The sequence below is a fragment of the Shewanella sp. MF05913 genome (assembly GCF_059758095.1).
Genome location: NZ_JCAYNT010000010.1, coordinates 144,400 through 167,402, shown reverse-complemented (window position 1 = coordinate 167,402; position 23,003 = coordinate 144,400). Strand labels below are relative to the sequence as shown.

General features: G+C 43.5%; 17 protein-coding genes and 5 tRNA genes. 17 read left to right on the top strand and 5 right to left on the bottom strand.

What is annotated here, in order from left to right; all coding sequences use genetic code 11:
- Window positions 1-191 precede the first annotated feature (191 nt).
- From AC19MV_RS13455 to AC19MV_RS13410, 10 genes are all read left to right on the top strand, one after another.
- Window positions 192-267: transfer RNA gene (locus AC19MV_RS13455), tRNA-Glu, on the top strand.
- 308 nt (window positions 268-575) lie between these two features.
- Window positions 576-651: transfer RNA gene (locus tag AC19MV_RS13450), tRNA-Glu, on the top strand.
- A 131-nt stretch (window positions 652-782) separates the two neighbouring features.
- A tRNA-Glu gene (locus tag AC19MV_RS13445) sits at window positions 783-858 on the top strand.
- 130 nt (window positions 859-988) lie between these two features.
- Window positions 989-1,064: transfer RNA gene (locus AC19MV_RS13440), tRNA-Glu, on the top strand.
- A 36-nt stretch (window positions 1,065-1,100) separates the two neighbouring features.
- Window positions 1,101-1,176: transfer RNA gene (locus AC19MV_RS13435), tRNA-Ala, on the top strand.
- 373 nt (window positions 1,177-1,549) lie between these two features.
- The gene (locus tag AC19MV_RS13430) at window positions 1,550-2,569 is read left to right on the top strand and encodes a TRAP transporter substrate-binding protein (RefSeq protein ID WP_432401727.1); all 1,020 of its coding nucleotides are present in this window, start codon (window positions 1,550-1,552) and stop codon (window positions 2,567-2,569) included.
- A 72-nt stretch (window positions 2,570-2,641) separates the two neighbouring features.
- Entirely contained in the window at window positions 2,642-3,295 is a 654-nt protein-coding gene (locus AC19MV_RS13425) for a TRAP transporter small permease (RefSeq protein WP_432401725.1), read from the top strand.
- Window positions 3,295-4,692, top strand: a complete 1,398-nt coding sequence (locus tag AC19MV_RS13420; protein WP_160056885.1) for a TRAP transporter large permease — start codon at window positions 3,295-3,297, stop codon at window positions 4,690-4,692. The genes AC19MV_RS13425 and AC19MV_RS13420 overlap by 1 nt, the downstream gene beginning before the upstream one ends.
- Window positions 4,693-4,790: 98 nt before the next feature.
- Complete coding sequence (locus AC19MV_RS13415) at window positions 4,791-6,587, top strand: sensor histidine kinase (RefSeq protein WP_498308162.1); 1,797 nt, start codon at window positions 4,791-4,793, stop codon at window positions 6,585-6,587.
- Window positions 6,588-6,589: 2 nt separating this feature from the next.
- On the top strand, window positions 6,590-7,963 hold the full coding sequence (locus tag AC19MV_RS13410) for a sigma-54-dependent transcriptional regulator (protein ID WP_498308160.1): 1,374 nt from the start codon (window positions 6,590-6,592) through the stop codon (window positions 7,961-7,963).
- Here AC19MV_RS13410 and AC19MV_RS13405 read toward each other — a convergent pair.
- The 3 genes from AC19MV_RS13405 to tesB all read right to left on the bottom strand — a co-directional run bounded on the left by AC19MV_RS13405 (window position 7,960) and on the right by tesB (window position 10,586).
- Window positions 7,960-9,195 (bottom strand): MFS transporter, encoded by a 1,236-nt coding sequence (locus AC19MV_RS13405; RefSeq protein ID WP_498308159.1) that lies wholly within the window; start codon window positions 9,193-9,195, stop codon window positions 7,960-7,962. The two genes, AC19MV_RS13410 and AC19MV_RS13405, sit on opposite strands and share 4 nt — an antisense overlap.
- A 103-nt stretch (window positions 9,196-9,298) precedes the next feature.
- Window positions 9,299-9,700, bottom strand: a complete 402-nt coding sequence (locus AC19MV_RS13400) for a YbaY family lipoprotein (protein ID WP_432401715.1) — start codon at window positions 9,698-9,700, stop codon at window positions 9,299-9,301.
- 10 nt (window positions 9,701-9,710) lie between these two features.
- Window positions 9,711-10,586 (bottom strand): acyl-CoA thioesterase II, encoded by an 876-nt coding sequence (gene tesB, locus AC19MV_RS13395; RefSeq protein ID WP_498299023.1) that lies wholly within the window; start codon window positions 10,584-10,586, stop codon window positions 9,711-9,713.
- A 210-nt stretch (window positions 10,587-10,796) separates the two neighbouring features.
- On the opposite strand from tesB, the gene AC19MV_RS13390 reads away from it, so the two are divergent.
- Window positions 10,797-11,690 carry a 1,4-dihydroxy-2-naphthoate polyprenyltransferase gene (locus tag AC19MV_RS13390; protein ID WP_432401711.1) on the top strand — a complete coding sequence of 298 codons (894 nt, stop codon included), beginning with the start codon at window positions 10,797-10,799 and terminating at the stop codon, window positions 11,688-11,690.
- Between the two features lie 100 nt (window positions 11,691-11,790).
- Here AC19MV_RS13390 and gnd read toward each other — a convergent pair whose 3' ends face one another.
- On the bottom strand, window positions 11,791-13,320 hold the full coding sequence (gene gnd / locus AC19MV_RS13385) for an NADP-dependent phosphogluconate dehydrogenase (protein WP_498308158.1): 1,530 nt from the start codon (window positions 13,318-13,320) through the stop codon (window positions 11,791-11,793).
- A gap of 245 nt (window positions 13,321-13,565) precedes the next feature.
- On the bottom strand, window positions 13,566-15,488 hold the full coding sequence (locus AC19MV_RS13380; RefSeq protein WP_498308157.1) for a propionyl-CoA synthetase: 1,923 nt from the start codon (window positions 15,486-15,488) through the stop codon (window positions 13,566-13,568).
- Between the two features lie 318 nt (window positions 15,489-15,806).
- Here AC19MV_RS13380 and AC19MV_RS13375 point away from each other — a divergent pair, with 318 nt between their 5' ends.
- From AC19MV_RS13375 to AC19MV_RS13350, 6 genes are all read left to right on the top strand, one after another.
- The gene (locus tag AC19MV_RS13375; RefSeq protein ID WP_432401869.1) at window positions 15,807-16,217 is read left to right on the top strand and encodes a MerR family transcriptional regulator; all 411 of its coding nucleotides are present in this window, start codon (window positions 15,807-15,809) and stop codon (window positions 16,215-16,217) included.
- A 123-nt stretch (window positions 16,218-16,340) separates the two neighbouring features.
- A complete protein-coding gene (locus AC19MV_RS13370) occupies window positions 16,341-17,510 on the top strand; it encodes an isovaleryl-CoA dehydrogenase (RefSeq protein ID WP_498308156.1) in 1,170 nt (389 codons plus the stop codon).
- 88 nt (window positions 17,511-17,598) lie between these two features.
- The gene (locus AC19MV_RS13365; RefSeq protein ID WP_498308155.1) at window positions 17,599-19,206 is read left to right on the top strand and encodes a carboxyl transferase domain-containing protein; all 1,608 of its coding nucleotides are present in this window, start codon (window positions 17,599-17,601) and stop codon (window positions 19,204-19,206) included.
- A 37-nt stretch (window positions 19,207-19,243) separates the two neighbouring features.
- Entirely contained in the window at window positions 19,244-20,056 is an 813-nt protein-coding gene (locus AC19MV_RS13360; RefSeq protein WP_498308153.1) for an enoyl-CoA hydratase-related protein, read from the top strand.
- A 2-nt stretch (window positions 20,057-20,058) separates the two neighbouring features.
- Entirely contained in the window at window positions 20,059-22,089 is a 2,031-nt protein-coding gene (locus AC19MV_RS13355) for an acetyl/propionyl/methylcrotonyl-CoA carboxylase subunit alpha (protein WP_498308151.1), read from the top strand.
- Window positions 22,090-22,980 carry a hydroxymethylglutaryl-CoA lyase gene (locus AC19MV_RS13350; RefSeq protein WP_498308150.1) on the top strand — a complete coding sequence of 297 codons (891 nt, stop codon included), beginning with the start codon at window positions 22,090-22,092 and terminating at the stop codon, window positions 22,978-22,980.
- Window positions 22,981-23,003 lie beyond the last annotated feature (23 nt).

Sequence of the window (23,003 nt, the reverse complement as noted above, 5' to 3'; positions counted from 1 at the left end):
ACGTATCAAATGTGTCCCATTCGTCTAGAAATAGAGATTAGGACATCGCCCACTTGGTTTATAAAGAGTCGGCGGTAACAGGGGTTCGAATCCTTAGGGTTTTGTGCTTCATTATAGGTGATTAGCACTGGTGTTTAGCCTACAGACACCAATGAGTATTCACTCGATACAGAGTATAACGTATCAAATGTGTCCCATTCGTCTAGAGGCCTAGGACACCGCCCTTTCACGGCGGTAACAGGGGTTCGAATCCCCTATGGGATACCATATTTAAGATGGTTGAACATAATTCGAAACTATTGTTTTAGAAAAACGTTTAACAATCTAAAAGCACCAATGTTTAGCCTACAGACATTAGTGAGTATTCACTCGATACAGAGTATAACGTGTCAAATGTGTCCCATTCGTCTAGAAATAGAGATTAGGACATCGCCCACTTGGTTTATAAAGAGTCGGCGGTAACAGGGGTTCGAATCCTTAGGGTTTTGTGCTTCATTATAGGTAATTAGCACCAATGTTTAGCCTACAGACATTAGTGAGTATTCACTCGATACAGAGTATAACGTGTCAAATGTGTCCCATTCGTCTAGAGGCCTAGGACACCGCCCTTTCACGGCGGTAACAGGGGTTCGAATCCCCTATGGGATACCATATTTAAGATGGTTGAACATAATTCGAAACTATTGTTTTAGAAAAAGCGTTTAACAGTCTAAAAGCACCAATGTTTAGCCTACAGACATTAGTGAGTATTCACTCGATACAGAGTATAACGTATCAAATGTGTCCCATTCGTCTAGAGGCCTAGGACACCGCCCTTTCACGGCGGTAACAGGGGTTCGAATCCCCTATGGGATACCATATTTAAGATGGTTGAACATAATTCGAAACTATTGTTTTAGAAAAACGTTTAACAATCTAAAAGCACCAATGTTTAGCCTACAGACATTAGTGAGTATTCACTCGATACAGAGTATAACGTATCAAATGTGTCCCATTCGTCTAGAGGCCTAGGACACCGCCCTTTCACGGCGGTAACAGGGGTTCGAATCCCCTATGGGATACCATATTATTCAAATTTTAGTTTAGTAATACTAGAATTTGGGGCTATAGCTCAGCTGGGAGAGCGCTTCGCTGGCAGTGAAGAGGTCCACGGTTCGATCCCGTGTAGCTCCACCATTTAATTGGTACCTAATGCATGTATGTGCATAATAAATTAACCACCGAAAGGTGGTTTTTTTATCTCTTTTATTTATATCCTTACTTTAATGACTCATATCAATCCTAACCTGCATATCACATCCTAATTAAATGTGTGACTTTCCACCCATTAAAATAGGTCTACTGTGTGACAATCCACACACAAAATAGCTTCCGCATAACTCACATTAAATTAAAACTAACAAATTCATAAAGATACAAATAATTAACATTGTGGCCCACTGCTTGCTATGTTTTATACATCCTCATAACGCGTTTATGGTTCACTTGTTCTGGGAACATGTGCCCTCCGTGAGGAATATATAACACTAAAAAAAGGAAGCTAAACCTCATGAAAAAATCGACAAGTACTTTTACACACCCATTAAAATCAATAGCAAAACTGGCAACTATCGCCTCAATTCTTGCGGCGAGCTTTAATGTATTTGCAGAGCCAATAGAAATTAAATTTTCACATGTTGTGGCAGAAAATACGCCTAAAGGGCAAATGGCACTCAAGTTTAAAGAATTAATCGAACAACGTTTACCTGGTGAATATGTTGTTAACGTATTCCCTAACTCACAGTTATTTGGTGACAATAATGAATTAGCCGCGTTGTTATTGAATGACGTACAGTTTGTAGCCCCTTCATTATCTAAATTTGAACGCTATACCAAAAAACTGCAAATCTTTGACTTGCCATTTTTGTTTGAAGATATGGCAGCCGTTGACCGTTTTCAACAATCTGAATCTGGCCAAAAGCTACTCAACTCAATGAACCGCAAAGGAGTCGTTGGCTTAGGTTACCTTCATAACGGTATGAAGCAATTTTCAGCTAACGACCCACTTACGCTACCCAAAGATGCTAATGGTAAAAAATTCCGCATTATGGCATCCGATGTTATTGCCGCTCAGTTTGACGCTGTAGGTGCCATTCCAGTTAAAAAACCTTTCTCTGAAGTCTTTACCTTACTACAAACTCGTGCAATTGATGGTCAGGAAAATACTTGGTCAAATACGTATTCAATGAAGTTTTATGAAGTACAAAGCCACATTACTGAAAGTAATCATGCCGTACTCGATTATATGGTCGTTTCATCAAATACATTTTGGAAAGGCCTTTCAGCTGATAAACGAGCTGTATTTAAAACCTCTCTTGATGAAGCCATTGCTCTTGGTAATAAAATTGCAGCAGAAAAGGACAATGAAGACAGACAGGCAATCATTGATTCTAAGCGCTCTAAGTTAGTGACGTTAACCCAGGCTGAGCGTCAGCAATGGGTTAATGCTATGAAGCCAGTTTGGGCTAAATTTGAAGGCCAAATCGGTAAAGACATGATTGATGCGGCCGTAGCTGCAAACACGAAATAGTCTTAATACTTAACGTGGTACTGAAATCCAGTATGTTTCAGTACCATCCTTTTCTATTCGAGGAGTATAACCGTGATATCGAGACTATTTGGTTATTTTGAAGAGGGTTTTCTCAACCTGCTCATCACTTTGATGACCCTACTTGTATTTGGTGAAGTGATAGCTCGCTTTTTCTTTAATACCGGTTTTTTATGGATCCAAGAACTGACGCTGACCTTATGCGGTTGGTTTGTGTTATTCGGGATGTCTTATGGCGTAAAAGTGGGGGCACACATTGGGGTCGATGCATTTGTTTCCAAGCTATCTGGCAAACCTCAAAAAATTGTGGCCATTTTTGCGTGCTTATGTTGCGTTGTATATTGTGCAATGTTTTTAAAGGGCTCATGGGATTACTTAAGCCAAATGTATCAAATTGGTATTCCAATGGAAGATATCGATTTTCCAGCTTGGTTTATTCATCAATTAGATCCTGATTATGCATGGGAAACATTGCGTATTGATGTAGAAGATGGCGCGGTGCCAATCTGGTTGTCTCAAAGCATCTTATTAATTGGTTTTTCAATGTTAACCTGGCGTTTTGTTGAGTTATTTATTGCCATTTTGAAAAATCAGGCTGTGGGCTTTCAACTGGCAGATGAAGCAAAAGATAGCATGCACCTCATCGACGAAGCAGCGATTTCGGCATCATTAGCACAACAAGAAAAAAATGATAAGGACGCGACATAATGACTATCGCAACGTTATTTATCACTCTGCTTATCTGCATGATGATTGGTATGCCTATTGCGATTGCATTAGGCTTCTCAAGCATGCTGACGATTTTATTATTCTCTAATGACTCACTTGCCTCTATTGTTTTAAAACTTTACGAATCCACATCTGAGCATTACACCTTACTGGCAATTCCATTCTTTATTTTGTCATCAGCGTTTCTGTCAACCGGTGGTGTTGCACGGCGGATCATTGACTTTGCAATGGACAGTGTTGGCCACATTCGTGGTGGTTTAGCCATGGCATCCGTTATGGCTTGTATGCTCTTTGCTGCAGTGTCTGGTTCATCTCCTGCAACCGTAGCCGCCATCGGTTCTATTGTGATTGTCGGGATGGTGCGTGCTGGTTACCCAGAAAAATTTGCTGCGGGTGTTATCACAACCTCAGGCACATTGGGTATTTTAATTCCCCCTTCTATTGTGATGCTCGTGTACGCCGCAGCAACTGAAGTGTCAGCCGCCAGAATGTTCATGGCTGGGCTCATTCCAGGGCTAATGATGGGCTGTATTTTAATGATCGCCATCTATATTGTGGCCCGCATTAAAAAACTGCCTTCACGCCCTTTCCCTGGTGTTAAAGCACTCGCAATATCAAGTGCTAAAGCAATGGGCGGATTAGCGCTCATTCTTATTGTGCTCGGTTCTATTTACGGTGGCGTTGCCAGTCCAACTGAGGCGGCCGCGGTAGCCTGTGTATATGCATACTTTATCGCAGTATTTGGTTATCGCGATATTGGGCCGCTTAAAAATGTGGCGTGGCGAAATCCGCGCGAATCTATCATTGGTGCTTCGCTACGTAATATGGGTTATATGTTACTTGCGGTAATCAAAACCCCGGCAGATAAAGAGATCCGTCATGTAGTGCGTGATGGCGCTAAAGTCAGCATTATGTTGTTGTTTATTATTGCCAACGCCATGTTGTTCGCTCATGTTCTGACAACAGAACGTATCCCACACATTATTGCTGAAGCCATTGTCGGCCTTGGTTTACCCGCATGGGGCTTTTTAATCATTGTTAACTTATTGCTGTTGGCTGCGGGTAACTTTATGGAGCCATCTGCTATTTTGCTCATCATGGCGCCAATTTTGTTCCCTATTGCAACTCAGTTAGGCATTGACCCGATCCATTTAGGGATCATCATGGTGGTTAACATGGAGATAGGTATGCTGACACCGCCGGTGGGGCTCAACCTGTTTGTCACAGCAGGGATAACGGGCAAAAGTATGGGATGGGTTATTCAGTCATGTTTGCCATGGTTAGTTTTACTCCTTGGTTTCTTGATATTAATTACTTACATTCCACAAATTTCATTATTTTTACCTGAATACATCGACAAATTAAACGGCTACTAACTTGATAATTGTCGTATCATAGACGAGCCTTAGGTCACTAAGGCTCGTTTTTATTTAACCCCATTTATAATAATCTGAATCGCCACTTGGGAATTTGCATGTTTTCATTCTCGACTATCAAAAAGCGTAATGTTCTGATGAGCATCTTGTTGATCATTGGATTATTGCTGACCCTGAAAATCACTCATTGGTATTTGCTCGATCAAGGCACAAGAAACATTGCGCAACAGTCCGAAAAACAAATAAATGAATTGGTTATCTTTATCGATAATGCGTTGGCACATTACGAGAACATTCCAGCAGTTTTAGCCAAAAACCCCATTTTAGAGCAAGGCTTACTTGACCAACAAAACTCTAAGACTATAGATGCACTCAATGCCTATTTGTCTGAGCTGCAATTAGTCACAGAATCGTCTGATATTTATTTAACAGATGCATTAGGTGTTGCCATTGCGGCGAGTAATTGGGATCAACCAAACTCGTTTATTAATCACGATTATTCTTTCAGGCCTTATTTTATTGAGGCTATTTCAGGTAAGTCAGGCCGCTATTACGCCGTAGGGACATCATCGAACAAACGCGGATTTTATTTTGCTAACCCGGTTTATCACAAGGGCGTGGTATTAGGCGTTATTGTTGTCAAAGTCGATATTAGTTTGATTGAGCAACAAAGCAGCGGCATTGCTATTGCAAGCCAATATGAATTTATGATCAGCGACCCTGACAATATCGTGTTTTTGTCTAGTGTCAGCGGATGGCGCTTTAATTCTCTAACGCCATTATCACAAGCTAAACGTTTCGCACTAAACTCGTCAAAACGCTATGCTAATCGCCCTATTGGTGAACTGAGCTTTATGCCTGATTTTGCATTAGGCGGATCAAATACCACGCAGGTCTACCAAATATCTTCCTATGAAGGAAAAGAAAAATACTTAGAACGCCATCAATTGATGCCAAACGCCAATTGGAATGTACACATATTAGCGCCAATGAAGCCGTTATATGAATCATTGCCTCCTATTATGCTGCTTGGGGCCACCCTGTACTTGTTGTTTGCCTTATTTGTTATTTACAGTTTAGAGCGCAGAAAAAACCTTCTCAGAATGCGCCAAGCACAGAATCAACTAGAGCAGCGTGTCAAAGAGCGCACGCTTGAATTAGAACAAGCCAATACTCAACTAAAAGACACACAAGATGAACTCATACAGGCCGCTAAACTCACTGTCATTGGCAGTTTGTCTGCCAGTATTAACCACGAGCTAAATCAACCGCTGGCAGCATTGAGAAGTTATGCGCAAAACACCCAAACGTTTATTGGCCGTAATATGATTGATGATGCCAGCAGTAATATCAAAATAATGATAGAACTAACTGACAGGTTAGCCGATATCATTGGTCAATTTAAAAGCTTTACTCGCAAGTCTCAAGGTAAAGACAATGCCACTGAGATCAGTCAATCAATTGAGCAAGCTATTACGATTGTGCAACCAGAAATGGACAAACAAGGTATTAAGTTATCGTTAACACTGTTGAAAGGAAAATGCCAAATATGGGGCGACAGTGTCAGATTACAACAAGTGTTAGTTAACTTAATGAGTAATGCTATTGTTGCCATGCAGCAATCTAAAGACAAGCATTTACACATTGAGGTGTACTGCGACACCAAAGTGAACATTAGCATTCAAGACAGCGGTCCTGGTGTGAGAGAAAGCCAAATGAGTAAAATTTTTGAACCTTACTACACCACAAGTGAGCGCCAAGGGCTTGGATTAGGCTTGTCAATTTCTCAGCGAATCATTGAATCAATGCAAGGTTCAATCACGGTCGAAAATGCACAACAAGGCGGTGCAATTTTTCATATCATCTTACCGCTTTATTTACGTGAGGAAGTGTAAACGTGACCCAAATACAAGACATCAACGACTACCAGGTCATTATTGTTGATGATGAACCCCATATCGGTACCGTATTACAGCAGTTATTTAAACTTGAAAATATCAGTGCACTTGCCATTACCGACCCACAAACCATTGCAAGCTACATTACCCCTAACTGGGCCGGTATTGTTATCTCAGACGTTAATATGCCGCAACTCGATGGTTTAAGCCTGCTTCAACAACTAAAAAAGCAAGATAATGACCTTCCTGTTGTATTGTTAACTGGCTTTGGCGACATTGCTATGGCGGTTGATGCATTAAAAAAAGGCGCCTACGACTTTATTGAAAAACCCTTTAACAATGAACATATTCTTGATGTCACCAAGCGCGCATTAGACAAGCGATCGTTAACCTTAGAAAACCGTAAATTAAAACGAGAGCTTGAATCTCATATCGCTCCTGGGCCACGCATTTTAGGCAGCAGCCCAGGCGTAATGAAAATGCGTCACCTCATCGACCAGGTGCTCGACACACCAGCCGACATCATGCTCGAGGGTGAAACCGGTGCAGGCAAAGAGTTGGTTGCTCGTTATTTACATGACCATAGCTATCGAAACAAGGCCAATTTTGTCGCCATTAATTGCGGTGCAATACCAGAAAACCTAATAGAAAGTGAACTCTTTGGCGCCGAATCTGGAGCATTCACCGGTATCGATAAACGTCGAATTGGGAAATTTGAATACGCCAATGGTGGCACATTATTTTTAGATGAAATAGAAAGCACACCGATGTCTTTGCAGGTTAAATTGCTCAGAGTATTGGAAGACCGCAAAGTCGAACGCTTAGGCTCTAACACACCAATCGATTTAGACATTCGCGTCATTGCCGCCACCAAGTTAAACCTGCAACAGTTATGTGAACAAGGGCAATTTAGACAAGATTTACTCTATCGTCTTAACCTTGTCACGATTGTTATCCCGCCACTGCGAGAGCGCCTAGAAGACATTCCGTTATTGTTTTTACATTTTGCTCGCATTGCATCCGCGCGATACCACAAAGCGTTAATCGCCTTAACACCACAACAAACCATGGTGCTGACTTCGCATGACTGGCCGGGAAATGTTCGCGAGCTACGCAACCTAGCTGAACGTTATGTGCTTTTGGGTGCTGAGGCTGCTTTTGCTGGCAATTTAGATAGTCACACCACAATGCATACCAGTATGTCATTACAGCAACGAGTTGAGTTTTTTGAGCGCCTCTTGATTGAAGAAGCCCTCAGTCACAATAAAGGCAGTATAAAATTAACGATGGAACAACTCGAATTACCGCGTAAAACCTTATATGACAAAATGCGTAAGTTTGATCTTGACCGTAAACAATTTATCGAGAGTTAACTGGCTTTGGATACATCAATAACCTGTTGTTGATGTATCCCTAAACGCCAGATAGCCACTAGAAGCAGTGCTAAAAGACTCATCGATCCGACAACCACTCCATTCCATTCAGCTTCATGCCAAAATAGCATTAAATAAGGCCCTCCCAGAGATGCACCAAGATAGTAGCAACATAAATATAGCGATGTTGCCTTAGCTCGATGGCTGGTTGCACGGATTGCCACAAACGAATTACAACAACTATGAGTTAAGAAAAATCCGCAAGCACTGATCAAAAAGCCCACCACAATTGCAGCCAACGTATCAACCAGAGTCAACAATGTACCCGCGACCATCAAACATAACGCCACTCTAAATAATGGCATAGAGCCATAGCGCATAATCCATTTTGCAGATAAGTATGAAGCAAAGGTGCCACTTGAATAACATAAAAAAATCAATGTCGCATTAAAGCGACTTAACCCATAGGGTTCAGCCATGATGTGCAGCTGAATAAAGCTAAATTGATTCACCATCATCATAAATGCTAAGCCACCAATGGCATAAGCAAGCCGCATCTGAGAGTCTGACAGATGAAACATAAAGCCATTTATGTCTTGCTTTATTTTATGCATCAAAGTGACTTTTTGCTTTACCACTGGAGGCTTTATTTCTTTACGCGGCAATAAATACGTTACCAATGCCACCCCCATTAATGTCACCAAAAACACCAAGCCCATAGACGATTGCCACGATAAATTTTGTGCCATTAGGCCACCAAAAATCCGCCCGACAATGCCGCCCATACTATTGGCCATAATATAAACAGCTGCCGCTTTTAGCATAAAGTTAGGGGCTAATTGCTCTTTGAAATACGCCATCGAAATCGCAGGGACCGCGGCCAACAACACTCCTTGCAGTAACCGCACCCACACTAATTCATCGAATGTTTCGGCAAAAATCAATAATATATTCGACGCAGCAAGTAGCCACAAGCTCACCACGATAGGTGCTAAGCGGCCTATCCGATCAGACAACACAGCATAAAACAATAACGAAAAGGCAAGTGTAAAACTGGTTACTGACAACACTAATGTCGCCTTGGCGCCAGACACGTCAAAATGCTCAGCAATAGAGGGCAGCATGCCTTGCACTGTGTACAAATTAATGTAAATCACTACAGAAGCAATACACAATGCCCAAATTAAGCGGGTTTGTGCATGTGAACGATAAGTTGGCGCTAACTCTGTCATAAGCAACCTAAACAGCACATTAGGAGAGAAAACAGATTATTACCCGTCACAGATAGAGATCAATGACGGATAGGTAAGTTTGTGAAGTCGGTAATTTAATATGCTATTTAACGCGCTTCATCAATACTTCGGTGGTGTACTTATCGTTATTGATCACACGATACTTATCATAGGTTTGAAAAATGGCTTTTCCATTGTAAGTAATCATCGCCACCACGCCATAATCTACGCCGCTACTGATGAGCTCAGCAGGCAAAATAAATTTAAACGGCACTGGCGCCCTGGCCACATCAAAGTTTTTCTGAGAAATAATCACCCCAGGGCGATTAAAATCAATTATCGCGATATTAATTTTACAACCTTGTGGCAAGGCAATTTTTTCTAAATAACCAGCATAGCCATTCACGATTACAGGTTTAGGAGGCTCTACAGTCACACACGCACTCAGCATCACACTCAGTAGCGCAAAAATGCTCAACTTAAGCCATGGAATTAATTTCAGCATAACAGTGTCCTTACTCGTCATTTTGCTTAGTCGTCATTCTTAATAAACCTTCTTGTGTGGCCGAAGCAACAAGACGCCCTTGCCTATCAAAAAACTGGCCTGTCACAAAGCCTCGTCCGCCGCCCGCATTAGGACTTTCAATGCTATAGAGCAACCACTCCCCCATATTAAATGGCCGATGGAACCACATAGCATGATCGATTGTCGCTAAGCGCATTCCAGGTGTTAACACTGACACACTGTGAGGCTGAGCCGCGGTCACTAAAAAATTAAAGTCTGATGCATACGCCAACAGATATTCTTGAATATTATGATTACTCGGCACTTGTCCATTTGCCCGTAACCACACATAACGTTTAGGTTCATTCGTACCAGGTGCTAGCGGGTTAATCGGGTTCACAAGGCGCATTTCAATGGGTGAATCCGCCATAAACTTTTCAAGCATTTGTTTCGGCACTTTATCACGCATGGTCATGGCCAGCTCTTGCTGGTTCAACAATCCTTCTGGGCCGGGAACATCAGGCATTTGAGCTTGATGCTCAAAACCTTCTTCATACTTTTGAAACGAACAGGTCATGTAAAATATTGGCCGACCTTTTTGGATTGCTTTAACCCGGCGAGCACTAAAACTGCCGCCGTCGCGCATATTCTCAACGTCATAAACGATAGGTTGCTTTTCATCGCCTGCGCGCAAAAAGTAAGAATGTAAAGAATGTACATGTCGGTCTGCGCTAACAGTCTGTTTTGCCGCACTTAACGCTTGCCCCATCACCTGGCCACCAAAAACATGGCCAAACCCTAAATCTTGGCTTTGGCCGCGAAACAAACCATCTTCAAGTTTTTCTAGTGATAATAATGACAATAAATCGTTTAATACCTGACTCATAATACCTTCTATACAACAAAAATTAACGCGTTAAGGTTACCTTAGTTAAGCTTACGTTTTCTAGCTTATTTGTTGTTAAACAGTTGAATAAACGTCATCTGAAAGCAATTGGTAAAATAGTGATATAACGCAAAGATTCATATCAGCACCCTAATTGAATATTTGATATGATATTAGACAAGGCTAATCGACTCTGTGTATCACAATATTATGCAATCTAGTTCTATGCAATCATGGTTTATGGCTATTCGCCCACGCACATTACCCGCCGCTATTGGTCCATTACTCGTGGGAAATATGCTCGCTATTGGCTTGAGTCAATTTAGCTTACTCATCGCATTTACCTCAATGTTATGCGCTGTTTTACTGCAAATATCGGTTAATTTAGCCAACGATTACTTCGACTTTAAAAATGGCATCGATACCGAAGAGCGTATTGGGCCTGTTCGTGTCACCCAAAGCGGCATGATAGCACCACATCATGTCCGAAATGCCATGATAGGCTGCTTGTTAACGGCATTAATTGTTGGTTCTCTATTGATTGTGCATGGCGGCTGGCCGATTGCTATCTTAGCTGCTGCCTCTATTTTGGGTGCACTTTGTTACAGTGGTGGCCCTTACCCGCTAGCCTCTCACGGATTAGGCGAAATAGCCGCATTTGTCTTTTTTGGTCTAGTCGCTGTTGTAGGAAGTTATTATTTACAAGCAGGCACAACCACGATGACATCTTGGTTACTCGGCTGTGCTATCGGCTTTTTTAATGCTGCTATCATGCTGGTGAATAACACCCGAGATATTACAACCGACACCAAAGCGGGTAAAAATACCCTTGCGGTGCGCATTGGCGAAGCACAAGCAAAGGTTTTATATCAAAGCTTTGTATACTTACCCTTTGGGATCATTATTGCGGGTTTTTTGTTAGGCTCACTTGATGGTTTACCGGTATTACTGGCTGGCGTGTCCTTAGTCATTGCCCGCAATTTAAGCCGAGAGTTCCATAACAACTCGGGTGAAGCACTTAATCCAATACTTGGGCAAACAGCCAAGCTAACGATGATATTCAGTGTACTGTTTAGTGTGGGTTTATTCTTTTCTTTGCGTTGATAGCGTTAACCCTAGGGCCAGTTATTAACAAACACCATAAACAGCAGAAAGAAAAAAGGCGCCTCATACAATGAGACGCCTTTTTTATTGCTTAATCAGCCTATACTTTAGCTAATGTGCGCTGTTTGGCGCTCCAATCTAAATGGTATTTCTCACCTGCTGGCTTATCGGTACGCTCAAACGTGTGCGATCCAAAAAAGTCACGCTGACCTTGTAACAAGCTTGCCGGTAATGTCTCGCAGCGGTAACTGTCATAATAAGCAATTGCAGAACTAATACACGGTGCAGGAATACCCTGCATAACCGATGCTGCAACAGTTTTACGCCAATTAAGGTGTTTTTGCGACAATGTTTGGCTAAAAGTTTCAGCCATCAACAAGTTAGCAAGGTTTGCATCTTCTTGATAAGCCTGTGTGATTGACTGTAAGAAGGTCGCTCTAATAATACAACCCGCACGCCAAATCTTAGCAATTTCAGCAAAATCTAACGTCCAACTTTGCTCTTTTGCTGCCATCGCCATCAGCTGGAAGCCTTGGGCATAGCAACACACTTTAGCGCAATATAAAGCATCTTCAAGGTTAGCAATAAACTCTGCTTTTTCGGCATCATTAAATGCCACAGGTGCTGGGCCGGCTAACTTGGAACTTAACTGCATGCGCAAGGTTTTCTGGGTGCTAACAGCACGAGCATAAACAGCTTCTGCAATCGTTGGCGCTGGGCAACCAATTTGCAAGCTGCTCACTGCAGTCCATAAACCAGTACCTTTTTGGCCTGCTTTATCTAAAATCATTTCAACTAACGGCTTGCCGGTTAGCGGGTCATCTTGTTGTAAGACTTCAGCACTAATCCCCATAAGGTAACTGTTAAGAATACCTTTATTCCAACCATTGAACACATCACCGATGTCATGGGCAGACATGCCTAAGCCGTCACTGAGTAACTGGTAGGCTTCGCAAATAAGTTGCATATCCGCATATTCAATGCCGTTATGAACCATTTTAACGTAATGACCAGAACCAGCAGGACCAATATAAGTCGTACATGGCTCACCTTCAGTGACTGGATTGCCTGGCTCAAAACGCTCAATCGGTAAACCTGTTACAGGATCCACTTTAGCAGCAATGGCTTTCCAAATAGGTTCGACATAACGCCAAGCTTTTTCATCTCCACTAGGCATTAGCGATGGACCAAAACGTGCACCAACTTCACCTCCAGAAACGGCTGAACTAAAAAAGGTAAACTGACCTTTATACTGCGCTTCACGCGCAACAGTATCAGTCCATAAACTGTTACCCGTATCAATTACAATATCTTTCGCTTCAATACCTGCTTCAATTAATGATTTACAGACACCATCAACTGGCGCGCCAGCTGGAACAGATAAGACGATAACGCGTGGTTCAACCAGATTTTCGAGCATTTCTGAAAGATTATTACAGGCTTGCATACGTACCGCTACGCCCGCTTTTCGTTCACTTTCTTCTTGTGAGATTGCGGCATTGACTTTTTGGGTATCTAAATCAAAAACAGCAACATGATAGCCGTTATCCGCGATGTTTAGTGCAAGGTTCTTGCCCATCACACCAAGGCCAATAACGCCGACGTGAGATTGTTGGGTGTGGTTATTCATAGTGTATGTTTCCACAGGTCACAGAGATTAATCGCGTAGTGCGAATCCATTTGGGTGGCAATTATAGCGATTCTTGTAACTAAATTACCAGTCACAAAACGCGGAAACGCTGTTTTTTACAATGTATGCTCAATCTGTTTATTAGGAGATAACATCTTGTCACAATAGAAAAAACCATAAAAACACTCGGCTTTTATGGTTTTACTTTTAGCATAAAAAGTGGCTTTTTTGTGTTACAAAATGATTTATACCTTGGTTAACTCAGACGTTAACGCATTGGCATAGCCCATTTTTGTCAGCGCATTACGAACAATATCCAAGGTTTGCGGATCTTCAATCGTGGCTGGCATGGTGTATTCTTGGTTATCAGCAATCTTACGCATGGTCGCTCGCAAAATTTTACCCGAACGCGTTTTAGGCAGCTTTTGTACTGCACTGACTAATCTAAACGACGCGACGGGGCCAATTTCATGACGTACTAATGCAAGCAACTCTTTATAAAGCATATCATCGGATAACGTCACGCCATTTTTAAGCACCACTAAACCCAGAGGCACTTGGCCTTTAAGCTTATCTTGCACGCCAATTACCGCAGCCTCAGCAACGGCAGGATGTTGACACAATACTTCTTCAAAACGGCCCGTCGATAAACGGTGTCCGGCAACATTAATGATGTCATCAATACGGCTCATAATGTATAAATAGCCATCTTCATCAATATAACCCGCATCTCCAGTTAAGTAATAACCTGGGTACATCGACAAGTAACTGTCAATATAACGTTTATCATTTTGCCATAATGTCGTAAGCGTACCCGGTGGTAGGGGCTGTTTAATCACCACATTTCCGCTTTCGTTAGTGGCCACTTGTTCTCCCATTGCATCAAGAATTTCTACTTGATACCCAGGAACCGCTCTAGCGGGTGATCCCGCTTTAATCTCAATGGGATCGGTACCCATTAAGTTGGCGGCAACTGGCCAGCCTGTTTCTGTTTGCCACCAATGGTCAACAACAGGTTTGCCCAAATGTTGCTGACTCCAATTTAATGTTTCAGGATCGCAGCGCTCGCCAGCTAAGTACATCTGCTTCAGGCAAGATAAGTCAAACTGTTTAATAAATTCACCGTCTGGATCTTCTCGCTTAATTGCACGAATAGCCGTCGGCGCGGTAAAAAAGCTTCGCACTTGCTTTTGTTCGATAATACGCCAAAAAGCACCAGCATCGGGAGTACCAATAGGCTTCCCTTCGTACATTATGGTCGTCGCACCCACCAGCAATGGCCCATAAACAATATATGAATGCCCTACCACCCAACCCACATCCGATGCAGCCCAAAACACATCACCGACACCAACGTCATAGATGTGCTTCATTGACCATGCTAAGGCAACAGCATGACCACCATTATCACGAACAACGCCTTTAGGTTGCCCTGTTGTTCCCGAGGTATAGAGCACGTACAGAGGGTCTGTAGCATCAAGGGCGACACAATCGGCATCTGGCGCATCTATTAATGCTTCATACCAATCGACATCACGGGGTGCGTTGAGCTCAGCCTGATATTCAGTTCGATTTAAAATAATGCAATGTTTTACTTTATGCTTTGCTTGAGACAAAGCGTCATCTAATAAAGGCTTATAAGGCACTACGCCAGAAGGCTCAATGCCACACGAGGCAGATAAAATTAATGTCGGTTTAGCATCGTTAATACGAGTCGATAATTCATTCGCGGCAAAACCACCAAACACCACAGAATGAATCGCACCAATTCGCGCACACGCCAGCATGGCATAAGCGGTTTCTGGCACCATAGGCATGTAAATGACAACGCGATCGCCCTTAGTCACACCCAATGATGTCATTAATCCCGCAAGGCGTTTAACTTGAGCCAATACAGAGTTATAGCTAATAGAATATTCGTTTTGGGTAACAGGACTAATATAATGAATCGCTGTTTGTTCACCTCGGCCAGCAAGTACATGGCGGTCAACGGCATTAAAACAGGTATTCATTTTGCCATCGGCAAACCAGCGATAAAAAGGCTTGTTACTGTCGTCTAACACTGTCTTGGGTGCGACGTCCCAACTAATAGCCTCTGCAGCTTGTTGCCAAAAGACATCGGGCTCGGCTATCGATTGTGCGTGCATTGATAGTCCTAAATCAGCCATATTGCTCTCCATTAATTAGCTTGTATTGTAATGATTATGAGCAGAATTCATTAAATAGCCCTATTAGACAAAGGGATAATAGCCAAGTCAATCCTTGAAAAAACCTTTAGTTTCAATCAAGTGTTTAACATTCAACAGCAAACTTCACCCCGAGATAAAAACCACAATATAACAGATACTTAATGTATAATACGTTCGTAACTGGCAAGCAAATTTAACACTATTGAACGCCACAAACAGCCAAAAAACACCCCGCAAACTTTACCTTTACGTAAACTTCATATATCTTGCATCAAAAGAAACACTTTTGGTGACATGATGAGCACAACCCACATTCCTCAATCAACATATTCAATCAGTGACTTATCAAAAGAATTTGATATCACCACCCGCAGTATTCGTTTTTACGAAGACCAAGGCTTGATTAAACCTAAGCGTCGCGGGCAAACCCGAATTTATAGCCTGAAAGACCGAGTTCGTTTAAAACTTATTTTACGCGGCAAACGCCTTGGATTTTCGTTAGCAGAAACACGACGTTTATTTGAACTTTACGACGCCGATAAAAGCAGCTCAACTCAACTACAAACTATGCTTGATTTGGTTAACGAGAAAAAATCGTCTCTACAGCAGCAAATGGACGACATTAAAGTCGTGTTAATGGAGCTCAATTCAGCTGAACAGCAATGTAAAGCGGCATTAGAAGATAATTCAGCTAAGAAAAACAAATAATCAAACAATAACAAATGGCTGACTCAATTCGGCCAACGTTTAACCACTGCCAAAAACGCATCCATAACGCGTTGGCAGCCAATATTTTGCAGACAATAATAAAATTCAACAGGACACAAGCAAATGAGCGACTTATATACCAGCTTAAACTTTGGCTTAGGTGAAGATGTAGATATGTTACGTGATGCCGTACGTGGTTTTGCCGCTAACGAAATCGCCCCTATGGCTGCCCAAGTCGATATCGACAATGCCTTTCCTAATCAATTGTGGCCAGTACTTGGCGATATGGGTTTATTAGGTGTCACTGTTGCTGAGCAATATGGCGGCGCTAACATGGGCTATCTTGCTCACGTTGTCGCAATGGAAGAAATCTCCCGCGCATCAGCCTCTATTGGGTTAAGTTATGGTGCTCACTCAAACTTATGTGTCAACCAAATTAACCGTAATGGTAATGACGCGCAAAAAGCTAAATATTTACCCAAGCTTGTCAGTGGCGAACACATTGGTGCCCTTGCCATGAGCGAACCCAACGCGGGTTCGGATGTAGTGTCAATGAAGCTAAACGCACGCAAACAAGGCGATCGTTACATCCTTAACGGCAATAAAATGTGGATCACTAACGGCCCTGATGCCCACACTTATGTGATTTACGCCAAAACCGACATAGAAAAAGGCGCACATGGCATTACCGCGTTTATCGTTGAGCGTGGATCGAAAGGATTTAGCCAGGCGCAAAAACTCGACAAGTTAGGTATGCGCGGATCGAACACTTGTGAATTGGTGTTTGAAGACTGTGAAGTGCCAGAAGAAAACATCTTAGGCGGCCTCAACAATGGCGTAAAAGTGCTGATGAGCGGCCTTGATTATGAACGCGTCGTCTTATCGGGCGGTCCATTAGGCATTATGTCTGCCTGTATGGACATCGTGGTGCCTTACGTTCATGAACGTGAACAGTTTGGTCAATCAATTGGTCAATTCCAACTAGTGCAAGGCAAGTTAGCCGATATGTACACAGGTATGAATGCTGCACGCTCATATGTTTACAGTGTGGCTAAATCTTGTGACCGTGGTGAAACCACTCGCAAAGATGCCGCTGGCGCGATTTTATACAGTGCAGAACTTGCCACTAAAATGGCTTTAGATGCGATTCAATTGCTGGGCGGCAATGGCTATGTTAACGAATACGCCACAGGCCGTTTATTGCGCGACGCTAAGCTTTACGAAATTGGTGCAGGCACCTCAGAAATTCGCCGCATGTTAATTGGTCGCGAATTGTTTAACGAGTCAAAGTAACCAACATTTCAGTACGAAGGCGGCATATCAAGCGTGTCATGTCGCCTTAATCAAGCCCCCTATTTTTTGCTTCATTAAGGATATAGAAATGACGCAACTGAGCAGCCGTATCAATCCTCGCAGTGACGAATTTAAAGCCAAGTCAGACAGCATGGCGTTATTGGTCGATGATCTTCAACAAAAACTAAAAAAAATCGAACAAGGTGGCGGCCCTGTGGCATTAGAACGCCATTTATCTCGTGGTAAATTATTACCGCGCCAGCGGGTTGAAAAACTACTCGACCCAGGTTCACCTTTCTTAGAAATATCGCAATTTGCAGCTTACGAAGTCTATGACGAAGAAGTTCCAGCCGCTGGCGTGATTGCCGGTATTGGCCGCGTCAGCGGTGTTGAGTGCATGATTATCGCTAACGATGCCACCGTAAAAGGCGGCACTTACTACCCTATTACCGTTAAAAAGCATTTGCGTGCGCAAGATATTGCTAGCCGTTGCCACTTACCATGTATCTACCTAGTCGATTCAGGCGGCGCGAATTTACCGCGCCAAGATGAAGTGTTTCCAGACCGCGATCATTTCGGCCGAATTTTCTATAACCAAGCGCAAATGTCAGCCAAAGGCATTCCACAAATTGCCGTGGTGATGGGCTTGTGTACCGCAGGCGGTGCTTATGTGCCTGCAATGGCCGATGAGTCTATTATTGTTAAAGATCAAGGCACCATCTTTTTAGCTGGTCCTCCTTTAGTGAAAGCCGCGACAGGTGAAGAAGTCAGTGCAGAAGAACTTGGCGGTGCAGAAGTTCACACTAAAATATCGGGTGTTGCCGATCATTTAGCCCAAAATGACGACCACGCGCTTGAGCTTGCTCGCCGTGCAGTACTGCATCTAAACCATCAAAAAGAAATCAAAAGCTTATTAAGCCCAGTCAAACCACCTAAGTTCGACATCCATGAATTGTACGGCATTGTCGGTACCGATCTTAAAAAGCCGTTTGATGTAAAAGAAGTGATTGCCCGCGTGGTTGATGACTCTGACTTTGACGAATTTAAAGCCAACTACGGCGCAACTCTCGTATGCGGTTTTGCGCGTATTCACGGTTACCCAGTTGGTATTGTCGCCAATAACGGCATTTTGTTTTCTGAGTCTGCGCAAAAAGGCGCTCACTTCATAGAACTGTGTTGCCAACGTAAAATCCCGCTGTTATTCCTGCAAAATATTACCGGCTTTATGGTGGGTAAAAAGTACGAACACGAAGGCATTGCCAAACATGGCGCCAAAATGGTGACTGCAGTGTCTTGTGCCAATGTGCCTAAATTTACCGTGATTATCGGTGGCAGTTATGGCGCGGGTAACTACGGTATGTGTGGACGCGCATTTGAACCGACCATGATGTGGATGTGGCCAAACGCGCGTATTTCGGTTATGGGTGGCGAACAAGCTGCTGGCGTATTAGCCACAGTGCGCCGTGATGGTTTAGCCCGCAAAGGGGTTGAATGGTCGGCAGAAGATGAGCAAGCCTTCCGTAAACCAATTGTTGATCAATACGAAAAAGAAGGTCATCCGTATCATGCCAGTGCGCGACTTTGGGATGATGGCATTATTGATCCAGCACAAACCCGCGATGTTGTTGGCTTAGCCTTATCGGCAGCATTAAATGCTCCTATTGAAGACACCCGCTTTGGGGTGTTCCGCATGTAATTGTGCGGTTAATTCTGCTAATAAGGAGTAATAAATAATGTTATCAAACCAATATAATTTCATTGAATGCCGCTTAGAACAAGGGGTAGCAGAGCTCATTTTAAACCGAGTTGAAGTGCATAATGCCTTTGATGAAGTGATGATTAGCGAGATGATCCAGGCTATCGAACACTTTGCCAAAGACAGTCAATGCAATATGTTGATATTGCGTGCTAATGGCAAAAATTTCAGTGCTGGCGCCGACCTTAATTGGATGCGCAAACAAGCACAGATGGATTTTGAGCAAAACCTTACGGATGCCCACGAGCTTGCCAAGCTGATGCATGTACTCGACAAGTTTCCTAAACCCACCATTGCCTTGGTACAAGGCGCAGCCTTTGGTGGTGCATTAGGGCTGATTTGCTGCTGCGATATTGCCATTGCTAACACTCGCGCCAGTTTTTGTTTAAGCGAAGTCAAACTCGGGCTTATCCCTGCTGTGATAAGCCCGTATGTGGTTCGTGCTATGGGTAATCGCCAATCACGCCGCTTTATGCTGACCGCTGAACGCTTTAGTGCTGATGTTGCTTTAACACATCAAGTTATTCACGAAATTAACGATGACTTAGATGCTGCGGCGACCCCTTTTATCGCCGCATTTAATGCCAACAGCCCTCAGGGCATGGCATGGGCAAAAAATCTCGTATCGTATTTAGAAAACGGCGTGATAGACGACGCTACGCTCAATTTTACCAGCGAGCAGATTGCTCGTATTCGTGTGTCAGATGAAGGTCAAGAAGGCCTTAATGCTTTCTTTGAAAAACGTACGCCTATATGGCAAGCCGCTAAATCTGATCCACAAGGAGCCTAATAATGTTTACCAAATTACTGATTGCTAATCGTGGTGAAATTGCTTGCCGTATTATTAAAACCGCGCAAACCATGGGTGTTCGCACCATCGCCCTTTATTCCGATGCCGACAAAGATGCCCGCCATGTGGCCATGGCAGATGAATCGTTTTACTTAGGTGGCAGCGCCCCAGCCGACTCATATTTAAAAGCTGATTTAATTATTGAGATAGCTAAAAAATCGGGCGCGGAAGCCATTCATCCTGGTTATGGCTTTTTATCTGAAAATGCTGAATTTGCCCGTAAGTGCGAACAAAACGGTATTGCTTTTGTTGGCCCAGGTAGCGATGCGATTGATGCCATGGGCAGCAAAAGTGCCGCCAAAGACATCATGTCAAAAGCCAATGTGCCCTTAGTGCCGGGTTATCATGGCGACGATCAAACCGATGCCACCTTAATCGCCGAAGCAAAAGCTGTTGGCTTCCCGTTACTGATTAAAGCGGCCTACGGCGGCGGTGGTAAAGGAATGCGCATCGTTGAAAACGACGGTGAAATTCTTGAAGCCATAAAATCTGCACGCCGTGAAGCCAGCTCGTCATTTGGCAATGACAAACTGTTAATGGAGCGCTACTTACGTCAACCTCGTCATGTTGAAGTACAAGTGTTTGCTGACACTCAAGGCAATGCAATTTACTTATCAGACCGTGACTGTTCTATCCAACGTCGCCATCAAAAAGTGGTTGAGGAAGCACCAGCCCCCGGTTTGTCTGATGAGCTTCGTGCACAAATGGGTAATGCTGCAGTGGCTGCAGCTAAAGCCATTGATTATGTTGGCGCGGGCACCGTTGAGTTTTTACTCGATACCGACAACAGCTTTTATTTCATGGAAATGAACACTCGTTTGCAAGTAGAGCATCCGGTTACCGAAATGGTGACAGGCCAAGACTTAGTAAAATGGCAGCTCGTTGTCGCCAGTGGTGGTGAATTACCACTGCGCCAGGATGAAGTGCGTATACATGGGCATTCATTTGAAGTCCGCATTTACGCAGAAGATCCGCAAAACGAATTTTTACCTGCCAGCGGCAAGCTCAACTTTTTACGTGAACCAGAACAAAACCGCCATGTACGGATTGATTCCGGTATTCGTGAAAACGATGTCATCAGTAACTTTTACGACCCGATGATCGCCAAGTTGATTGTGTGGGACGAGTCACGCCCGCGCGCGCTGCAACGTTTAGTCCATGCGCTTGAGTCATACCAAATCAGTGGCCTTAAACATAACATCGAGTTTTTAGCCAACATTGCAGAGCACCCAGCCTTTGCTGCGGTAGACTTCTGTACTGACTTTATTGAGCGCTATGGCGACACCTTAATTGGTGATGCTGCTATTGAAGCAGATACCGCGTTAGCACTAGCAGGACTTTTTCAAGTGCTGTCACGCAAGCAAGCGGCAAAAGCGTTGGCCATAAATAGCGCCGACCCGTATTCACCTTGGGGCCAAGTCAGCGGCTTTAGACTCAACAGTTCAAGCGTACATCATGTGTCATTATTAACAGACGCTGCTAGCGATGTTCAACAACATGATTTGTTACTGACCGCCGTTGGTGAGCAATATCATTTGTGTTTACACGACCAAGTGTTGAGCTTAGCGGGAGAGCTAAAAGCCGATTTACTGCTTGCAGAAATAAACGGTCATAAAAGCAAAATCCCTGTGAGCCATCAAGGCGATGACTTTACGTTATTTTTACCTTCTGGCAGTTATCACTTTAAAGCCATTTTGGCTCAAGTGGTCGAGGAAGTGGTAAACCATGCAGATAAGCTTAAAGCACCAATGAATGGCACGGTTGTGACGCACTTAGTAGAAGTTGGCGAGCAAGTTAAAGCAGGCCAAGGCTTATTAGTGATGGAAGCGATGAAAATGGAATACACCATCGAGGCGCCATTTGATGGCGTGGTCAGTGAGTTTTATTTCCAAAGCGGTGAGCTTGTTAGCGATGGCGCACAACTGTTAAACGTTGAACCATTAGCCTCTGAAGCTAACGTCGAGGAAGCATAAATGTTACCGACTAAAGTGAGCATTTTCGAAGTCGGCGCGCGTGACGGTTTACAAAACGAAGTGCCGGTGACCACTGCAGACAAACTCACGCTAATCACACAACTTGCCGATGCTGGTGTTAAACGTATTGAAGCAGGCAGTTTTGTGTCACCTAAATGGGTGCCACAAATGGCAGACTCGAATGATGTATTGCGTCAAATAAAGCGTAAACCAGGTGTCGTTTACAGTGCATTAACACCTAATCTAAAAGGGTTTGAATTAGCCCTTGCTGCAGGTGCGGATGAAGTGGCTATTTTTGGCGCAGCATCAGAAAGTTTTAGTCAGAAAAATATCAATTGCTCTATCGATGAGTCAATTGCGCGCTTTGCACCACTTATCGAAGCGGCACAAAAGCACAACATCCGGGTTCGTGGTTATGTATCTTGTGTGCTGGGTTGCCCATACGAAGGCGACATTGCTGTTAGTGAGGTTGCGAGAGTCTCTGAGATCCTTTACCAAATGGGTTGTTACGAAATCTCATTAGGCGACACCATCGGCGTGGGTACGCCCATTAAAGCGCGGCAAATGGTAGAAGCTGTCGCCAAATTGGTGCCAATTGACAAATTAGCTCTGCATTTTCATGACACCTACGGTCAAGCGTTAGCCAACATACTTGCCTGCCTTGAAACCGGTGTCAGCGTGTTTGATGCCTCGGTGGCCGGCCTTGGTGGTTGTCCATACGCAAAAGGCGCATCGGGCAATTTAGCCACTGAAGATTTAGTCTACATGCTCCATGGCATGGGGATCGATACCGGCATTGATCTCGCTAAGCTTGCGCTGGCGGGCGACAACATTAGCCGTGCATTAGGGCGTGTTAGTGGGTCTAAAGTGGCAAATGCAATCAGAACATAATCACATATACTCACACTGGTTAG